9 protein-coding genes are annotated in these 7,906 nt (G+C 63.6%); 5 read left to right on the top strand and 4 right to left on the bottom strand.

Annotated elements, in window-relative coordinates; translation table 11 throughout:
* From WBF82_RS03450 to WBF82_RS03440, 3 genes are all read left to right on the top strand, one after another.
* The coding region (locus tag WBF82_RS03450; RefSeq protein WP_424381700.1) for a GMC oxidoreductase at window positions 1–255 on the top strand (255 nt) is incomplete at its 5' end.
* 20 nt (window positions 256–275) lie between these two features.
* Window positions 276–1,061 (top strand): phytanoyl-CoA dioxygenase family protein, encoded by a 786-nt coding sequence (locus WBF82_RS03445; protein ID WP_424381699.1) that lies wholly within the window; start codon window positions 276–278, stop codon window positions 1,059–1,061.
* Window positions 1,062–1,097: 36 nt separating this feature from the next.
* Window positions 1,098–2,609, top strand: coding sequence for a hypothetical protein (locus WBF82_RS03440; RefSeq protein ID WP_424381698.1), 1,512 nt, complete (start codon window positions 1,098–1,100; stop codon window positions 2,607–2,609).
* A gap of 95 nt (window positions 2,610–2,704) precedes the next feature.
* Here the strand turns inward: WBF82_RS03440 and WBF82_RS03435 are convergent, their stop codons facing one another.
* The 3 genes from WBF82_RS03435 to thyX are packed head-to-tail and all read right to left on the bottom strand — an operon-like array spanning window position 2,705 to window position 6,103.
* A complete protein-coding gene (locus WBF82_RS03435) occupies window positions 2,705–4,381 on the bottom strand; it encodes a ribonuclease J (protein WP_424381697.1) in 1,677 nt (558 codons plus the stop codon).
* A 19-nt stretch (window positions 4,382–4,400) separates the two neighbouring features.
* The gene (gene dapA, locus WBF82_RS03430; protein ID WP_424381696.1) at window positions 4,401–5,303 is read right to left on the bottom strand and encodes a 4-hydroxy-tetrahydrodipicolinate synthase; all 903 of its coding nucleotides are present in this window, start codon (window positions 5,301–5,303) and stop codon (window positions 4,401–4,403) included.
* Window positions 5,304–5,350: 47 nt separating this feature from the next.
* The gene (gene thyX / locus WBF82_RS03425) at window positions 5,351–6,103 is read right to left on the bottom strand and encodes an FAD-dependent thymidylate synthase (protein ID WP_424381695.1); all 753 of its coding nucleotides are present in this window, start codon (window positions 6,101–6,103) and stop codon (window positions 5,351–5,353) included.
* 62 nt (window positions 6,104–6,165) lie between these two features.
* Between thyX and WBF82_RS03420 the strand changes: the two genes are divergently transcribed.
* Together WBF82_RS03420 and WBF82_RS03415 are read left to right on the top strand one after the other, a co-directional pair.
* Window positions 6,166–6,408 carry a hypothetical protein gene (locus WBF82_RS03420; protein WP_424381694.1) on the top strand — a complete coding sequence of 81 codons (243 nt, stop codon included), beginning with the start codon at window positions 6,166–6,168 and terminating at the stop codon, window positions 6,406–6,408.
* Window positions 6,405–6,842, top strand: a complete 438-nt coding sequence (locus WBF82_RS03415; protein ID WP_424381693.1) for a TA system VapC family ribonuclease toxin — start codon at window positions 6,405–6,407, stop codon at window positions 6,840–6,842. Before WBF82_RS03420 ends, WBF82_RS03415 begins: the two co-directional genes overlap by 4 nt.
* Before the next feature lie 13 nt (window positions 6,843–6,855).
* Here WBF82_RS03415 and WBF82_RS03410 read toward each other — a convergent pair.
* Window positions 6,856–7,906: polyprenyl synthetase family protein (locus WBF82_RS03410; RefSeq protein ID WP_424381692.1), on the bottom strand; the 1,051-nt coding region annotated here is incomplete at its 5' end.

Below are 7,906 nucleotides of genomic sequence, written 5' to 3'. Positions count from 1 at the left end.
GCACCGCCCGGCGGCCTGCACACCATGGGCGGGATGCAGATGGGCGTGAACCCGGTGACGAGCGTCGTCGACGGGAATGGACGAATGCACCAGATGGACAACGTGTTCTGCTCCGACGGCAGCGTGTTCGCGACTTCTGGCGGCTCCAACCCGACCAACACGATCATGGCCGTCGCGCTGCGCACCGCGCGCGGAATCACCGGCAGGCGTTACCCGGTGTCCAATGCCGCGGCCGGTTACGCTCACATTGGATAAACATGTCGAACGGTCAAGCGTTGGAAGAACTTCGCGCCGAGGGCTACATCGTCCTTCGCGATGTACTTTCGAAACCAGTCGTCGAGGACGTCCGCGACGCGCTTCGTCCGCTGCTGAAACACCAAACCTGGGGAAAGGGAGAGTTTTTCGGCGATCGGACCAGGCGCGTCCACAACATCCTCGCCAAGACCCGCGCCGTCGATCCTCTGGTCGCCCACCCCGCAGTCCTGGAACTGCTCCGGGGGACGCTCATGCAGCCGCAAGTTTCGATTGTCAACGCGATCGAGATCCACCCTGGCGAAACAGCTCAGTTTCTTCATCAGGACGACGTGGTGTTTCCGATCGAACGTCCCCACCCGCCACTGATCGTGAACACCATGTGGGCCCTGACCGAGTTCACCACCGAGAATGGCGCGACCCGCCTGGTGCCACGCAGTCAGGACGCGACCGAGTTGGGCGAAGATCCGCCCGTCGTGACCGCGGAGATGGAACCGGGGTCGGTGCTGCTCTGGAATGGCGGGCTCTTCCACGGCGGCGGCGCCAACCATGCGCAACAACCGCGCCTCGGATTGAATGTGAACTACAACTGCGGTTGGCTTCGCCAGCAAGAGAACCAATATCTCGCAATCCCAAAGGAGCTCGCCGCGACATTTTCTGACGAGTTCCTCCGCCTCCTCGGCTATGACGCCCATATCGACATCTACGGCCTGGTCGACCATCGTCACCCCCTCAGCGTGCTCGGTCGTGACGCACCGCCAATCGCTTCGGCAGGAGGCGACATCCTCGGTGAAGTCACTACGCCCTGACGATGAGCTGCTTATCCTTTAGAGCCAGGTGCTGTCATGGGTTTTCGTCGTAACAGGCTCACGCTAATTGCCGGTGGTCTATTGGCCGCCGCGCTGTTTCCGATGGCCTTCAACGGGTTAGCTTTCGCCGACGACGCTTCCGATTCCTCCGTGTTCGACCCACTTTTCCAGGAGTTCTTTGGGTTCCAGCGCGACGCATTGCAACCGGCAACGGTCTATTCGGTATCCGGGGAACCACCCTTCTTTCAGAGCATTCACCAGACCGAGTTCTTCGGCACGGATTCCTCGGCCACGCTTCCGGCCGGGTTGTTCCAAGTGGACAACGAGGTGATCACGGATCCGTTCGGACCTGCCAGCGCCGAACTGCTCGTCACCAGCTCCGGGCAGGGCACCAGCGCACCGCCCGTCGGATCGGTGTACGACGTGATCAATGTCGGTGGCGGCTTTGAGAATGTCTACTCGGATATCGCGCCGAGCACGCCCGGCGGCACCGACACGCTCTCCGATACCTTGGTGACTCCCTTCGGGGACATTCCGCTCGCGACAAACTTGCACGCGTTCTTGGATCCCGGTGAGTCGTTCTTCCTCTACGGCACAACGGATCCGCCGACTGAACTCACGGATCCTACGGCCTCGACCGACATCACCAATGCCTTCTTCGACCCGCTCTTCCAGCAGTTCTTTGGGTTCGAGCTCACTAAGTCGGAACCAACGGTCACGGATATAGCTGCGATCCCGCCTCTTTATCAGAGCGTTCACCAGACCGTATCCTTCGACACCGCGGCCGGGTCATTCGAGGCCGACGACAACGTGCTGACGCATATGTCCGGTCCCGGCTTCTCTGAACTCGCTGTCATCAGTTCCGATGGGAGCGCCCCGCCGGTCGGATCGGTCTACGAGATCAACAACATCGGTAACGGATTTGAGAATGTCTACTCCGACGTCGCGCCGGCGACGCCGGGTGGCACGGATGCCCTCTCAGATACCTTGGTGACGCCCGTCGGCAACATTCCCATCATGACCGACTTCCGTGCGTACTTCGACTCCACGTATTCGTTCTTCCCCTTCCAAGCCCCGGATCCGGTGGCTGTCACAGAGACCAGCCAGCCGTTTGCTTTCTTCGGGTTCTCTCACGACACGTCGCAACCAACAACGGTCACCGGGGTATCCGGGCTCAGTGGCGTAAACGGGTCCCTGCCCGACACCAGTAGCCTTTTCAACAGCGTTCACCTTAACGAATTCTTCGACACCTCCACCGGGTCATTCCAGGCTGACAGCGACGTCATAACGAATGCGAATGGCCTTGCGAACGCCGAAATCCTGGTCACCGCATCCGGGGAAGGAACTAGCGCACCGCCCGTCGGATCGGTCTACGACATGCTCAACCTCGGCAGCGGCTTTGAGAACTTCTACTCCGACATCGCGCCGACGACAGTCGGCGGCCCGGACACGCTGGCAGACACTTTGGTAACGCCCCTCGGCGACATTCCTCTCGTGACCGACTTCCACGCGTTCTTAAGCCCGATGGATTTGTTCTTCGGTTACTGAGCATGGATCCCAAGGTCCTGCGCGCCGCAACACTAATCTGCTGCGACGACACGCCGAATGGAGTCGCAACGATTTAAATCTCGTCGCGGGCGAAACTAGACCTCGATGACGGTTGGCACGATCATCGGTTGGCGACGATAGGTCTCCCCCACCCACTTACCGACCGTGCGACGGACCGCTTGCGCGATCCGGATCGCGTCGGTGACGTTATCGGCCACCAACGATTCCAGCTCCGCCTCGACCTTGCGGACGGCCGGCTCCAACGCCTTGGGATCTTCGGAGAAACCGCGCGAATACAGATGCGGCGCGGCTGCCGGACGCCCGGTCCCGCGGTGCACGACCACGGTCACCGCGACGAAACCCGATGACAGGATGAGACGTTCGCCCAACGTGATATCGCCGACGTCACCAGTGATAAGCCCGTCGACGAACATCTTCCCGACCGGAACCGCTCCGGCGATGCTGACTGCCCCGGCGACCAGGTCGACGCTGACGCCGTTCTCCGCCAATACAATCGAATCTTCTGGCACTCCTGTGCTGGCGGCAAGTTTGGCGTTCGCCCGCAGCATTCGCCAGGTACCGTGCACCGGCATGACGTTGCGGGGCCGCACCCCGTTGTACAAGAACAACAGCTCGCCCGCATAGGCGTGGCCTGAAACATGGACGCGGACTTGCTGATTGGTGACGATCCGGGCCCCAAGCTTGGCCAGCGCATCGATGACACCGTAGACAGCCTCTTCGTTGCCCGGGATCAGCGACGACGAGAGGATGATGAGGTCCTCGGCGGTGAGCGTGATGCTGCGATGCTCGCCGCGGGACATCCGCGACAGCGCTGACATCGGCTCGCCCTGAGTCCCCGTGGTAATCAGCACAATCTGCTCGGGCGGCATCATCTCCGCGGCGCCGATGTCGATGAGGTCGGAATCCGCCACCCGCAAAAAGCCCAACTCCCGCGCAATACCCATGTTGCGCACCATCGACCGCCCGACGAACGACACCCGCCGACCCAACGCCACCGCGGCGTCGATGATCTGTTGCACGCGATCCACATTGGAGGCGAAGCACGCCACGATGACGCGCCCGTGAGCACTCCGGATCAGCCGGTGCAGCGTCGGCCCAACCTCACTTTCCGACGGCCCCACCCCGGGAATCTCGGCGTTGGTCGAGTCGCACAAGAAAAGGTCCACGCCGTCGTCGCCGAGCCGGGACATGCCCGGCAGGTCGGTAGGACGTCCGTCCAGCGGCAACTGGTCGAGCTTGATGTCACCGGTGTGCAGGACTGTTCCCGCGCCCGTGCGCACCGCGATGGCCAGTGCGTCGGGAATGGAGTGGTTAACGGCGAAGTATTCGCACTCGAACACCCCGTGGGTGCTGCGCTGTCCCTCGGCCACTTCAATGAACACCGGTTTGAGGCGGTGTTCACGACATTTCGCGGCGACCAGGGCCAGCGTGAACTTCGAGCCGACGACTGGGATGTCGGGACGCAGCTTGAGCAGGAACGGGATCGCGCCGATGTGGTCCTCGTGCGCGTGGGTCAGCACCAGCGCTTCAACGTCCTCGAGGCGGTCTTCGATATGGCGCAGATCGGGCAGGATCAGATCGACGCCCGGCTCGTCGTGGGTGGGAAACATCACGCCGCAGTCGATGATCAACAACCGACCCAGATGCTCGAAAACCGTCATGTTGCGGCCGATTTCGCTGATCCCGCCCAGCGCGGTGATCCGCACACCGCCGGTGCTCAGCGGACCCGGCGACCGAAGGTCTACGTCCATGGGTGGGCCGCCCTGTGGCTCACCGCAGCACCGAAGCCGCGCGCATGTCGGCGGCCAGTGCGTCGATCTGCTCGGCGGTCGCGGCAACCTGCGGCAGCCGCGGGTCGCCCACCTCAATGCCCTGGAGGCGTAATCCGGCCTTGGACATCGTCACCCCGCCAAGCCGGCTCATCGCATTGCACAGCGGGCTGATCGCGACGTTGATCTTGCGGGCAGTGGTGACATCCCCGGAGGCAAAGGCGGACAACAAGTCTCGGAGCTGACCAGCGGCCAGGTGGGAGATCACGCTGATAAATCCGGAGGCGCCCATCGCCAGCCACGGCAGATTCAATGCGTCGTCGCCGGAGTAGTACACCAGGCCCGTTTCCGCCATCAACTGCCCGCCGGCGTGCAGATCACCTTTGGCGTCTTTGACTCCGACGATGTTCGGGTGCGCCGCAAGCGCGTGCAGCGTCTCAAACTCGATCGGTACCACCGAGCGCGGCGGGATGTCGTAGAGCAACACCGGCAGCGGGGTCGCATCGGCGACCGCGGTGAAGTGGGCGACCAGCCCGGCCTGCGGCGGCCTCGAGTAGTAGGGCGTCACCACCAGCAGCCCGTGCGCGCCCTCGGCTGCGCAGGCCTTGGCCATCTGAATGCTGTGCGCGGTGTCGTAGGTACCCGCGCCGGCGATGACGCGGGCCCGGTCGCCCACCGCCTCCAGCACCGCCCGAAGCAGCTCGAGCTTCTCGGCGTCGGTCGTGGTCGGCGACTCGCCGGTGGTGCCCGATATCACCAGCCCGTCGCAGCCCGCGTCGACGAGGTAATTCGCCAAACGGGCGGCGGCCGGGATATCCAGGGAGCCGTCGGGTCCGAACGGCGTCACCATGGCGGTCAACAGCGTGCCCAGGCGTGTGTAGGCGTCGAATCCGCTGGTGCTCACGGACCCAGGTTACCTGGCGGCGCCAGCCCTTTTAGGTAGCGGCGGGCTCAGGCTTCGGTGGCGAGCGGGCTTGTCGCCACCTCTGTGCCGTCGGCCAGCCTGGCGATCTGGAAATCGCTGAACACCGCCGGCGCGACGTCGACAAGCTGACGCAGGCACGCGATCGCCAGTCGTCGGATCTCCACGTCGGCGTGCTCGCTGGCCCGCATCGCGATGAAGTGCCGCCATGCTCGGAAATTTCCGGTGACCACGATGCGGGTCTCGGTGGCGTTGGGCAATACCGCACGAGCGGCCTGGCGGGCCTGCTTGCGGCCCAGCATCGCGTTGGGCTGATCAGCGAATTTGGCTTCCAGCCTGCTCAGCAGCTCGGTGTAGGTAGCACGGCTGGCATCGGCGGCCTCGGCGAGGATCTGCTGCAATTCGGCATCGTCTTCCATGCCCGGCGGCACGACGACCTGGGATTGCTTTTCCGGCACGTAGCGCTGCGACAGCTGCGAGTAGGAGAAGTGCCGGTGTCGGATCAGCTCATGAGTACACGAGCGCGAGATGCCGGTGATGTAGAAGGACACGCTGGCGTGCTCGAGCACCGAGAAATGCCCGACGTCGATGATGTGCCGCAGGTAGGTGGCGTTGGTCGCGGTCTTCGGATTGGGCTTTGACCAGCTCTGATAGCACGCTCGCCCGGCGAACTCGACCAGCGCCGGCCCGCCTTCGGCGTCGGTGCTCCACGGCACGTCCGCCGGCGCGAAGAACTCGGTCTTAGCGATCAGTTGCACCTGCAACGGCGCGGTCTCGGCCACGGCGAAACCCTATCGTGCGGGCGCTGATATGGCTGTACGGCTAGCGTGATACGGTTAGCCATATGAAGACGACGGTGAACCTTCCTGACGAACTGCTGCGTGCGGCGCAGGAAGTCGCACGACGGGAACGGACAACGCTGCGGGAGCTGATCGAGAGTGGCTTGCGTGCCGTACTGAAACAACGCTCCGGCGACTCGCCGTTCGTCCTCGCCGACGCAAGCGTCGACGGTCACGGCCTGCATCAGGATTTCCGCGGCGCCTCATGGGAAAAGATCCGCGACGCGATCTACGAAACCCCGGCATGATCGCCGTCGACACCAACATTCTCGTGTATGCACATCGGCGCGACGCCGAGTTCCATGCCGCAGCCGCTGATCACATCAAGGTGCTGGCCGAAGGTAGATCCGCCTGGGCAATTCCGTGGCCATGCCTGCACGAATTCTTTGCGATCGTCACTCACCCAAAGATCTACAATCCGCCCAGCACCCGTGGCGAGGCGATTGCACAAATGGATGCGTGGCTCGCGTCGCCAGTGCTATCTCCGCTCGGCGAACCGGTGGGTTACTGGGATCACTTGAGGACCACGCTCACGAGCGCAAAGGTCATCGGTCCGCTGGTGCACGACGCGCGAATAGCCGCACTGTGCACGGCGCACGGGGTGCGCGAATTGTGGTCGGCCGATCGCGATTTCGGGCGGTTCGGTTCTGCTTTCTTCGTCCGGAATCCGTTGGTCACCTGAAATACCGCAGCAGTTACCGCCAGCGCGACCACACGTAGGGCACCAGGGCCCGCAGGAAATCGAGGTCCGGGCCGGGTTGGGCGTCGGCGAAGGCGTGCTCGAAGTACTCCTCGGCGACCAGCAGGATCCCTTCGGCGTATTCACTGGTGAACGCGATGCTGCCGTAGTCGTCCATCAAAGCGCGCACCCGCTGCACCAGCTCGGCCGACCGTTCCGATCGCGTCAGGTGCAGGTAGTCGCGGACCAGCGCTTGGTCGGAGCCTTCAGCCACGCTGAGCAGGTGCATGAGCGGCAGCGTGCGTTTGCCTTCGTAAAGATCGCCAAGGATCTCCTTGCCGTACATGCGCTCGTCGCCGACCAGATTGAGCAAGTCGTCGCGGATCTGAAACGCCGCGCCGAAGTGAAACCCGAACCGCACCAATGGACCCAGCTCCACCTTGCCGCGCGAACCTACGATCGCGCCGACCCGCAACGGGTGGATGGTGGTGTACCAGCACGTCTTGTGCATGATCAGATGCAGGTAGTCGTCGGGCCGCAGATCGTCGACCTTGTCGAGTTGCCAGCCGACCTCGGTGGCCTGCCCTTCGAGCGTGCGCATCGCCATCGTGTCGAATTCGGCCCACACTAATTCGGCCAGGTCTCGATCGAGCCGGCGCGTCGCCCGCCGCAACACCTGGCCGGCCACCACTGCCAACGCATCGCCCGCATTGAGAGCCGCGGCTACCCCATGCGTTGCCGCCAAAGTCGGCCTGTTGCGGCGCATTTCGCTGCCATCGGCTATGTCGTCGTGAACCAGGAATGCATTGTGCAGCAGCTCGATAGCCACAGCCAGGCCGAGCAGTTCATTCGGTTCCGCGCCGAATACGCGACCGGCCGACAGGCACAGCGCGGGCCGCAACGCCTTGCCCGGTCGCGACGGGTACTCCCGCATCGGCGCGTACAGCCACTGGCTAGGTTCGCCGTCGGGCAGCGCGTCGAGCATTGACCGGCGCACCAACTTGGCGACCTCGCGCAGGCGCTCGTCGACTACGGTCACCAACTCGGCGCGGTCGGCGGTACTGGTC

This window comes from Mycobacterium sp., from assembly GCF_049673265.1.
GTDB lineage: Bacteria > Actinomycetota > Actinomycetes > Mycobacteriales > Mycobacteriaceae > Mycobacterium.
The sequence above is the reverse complement of the archived record's forward strand: the minus strand, read 5'-3'. Positions and strand labels throughout refer to the sequence as shown.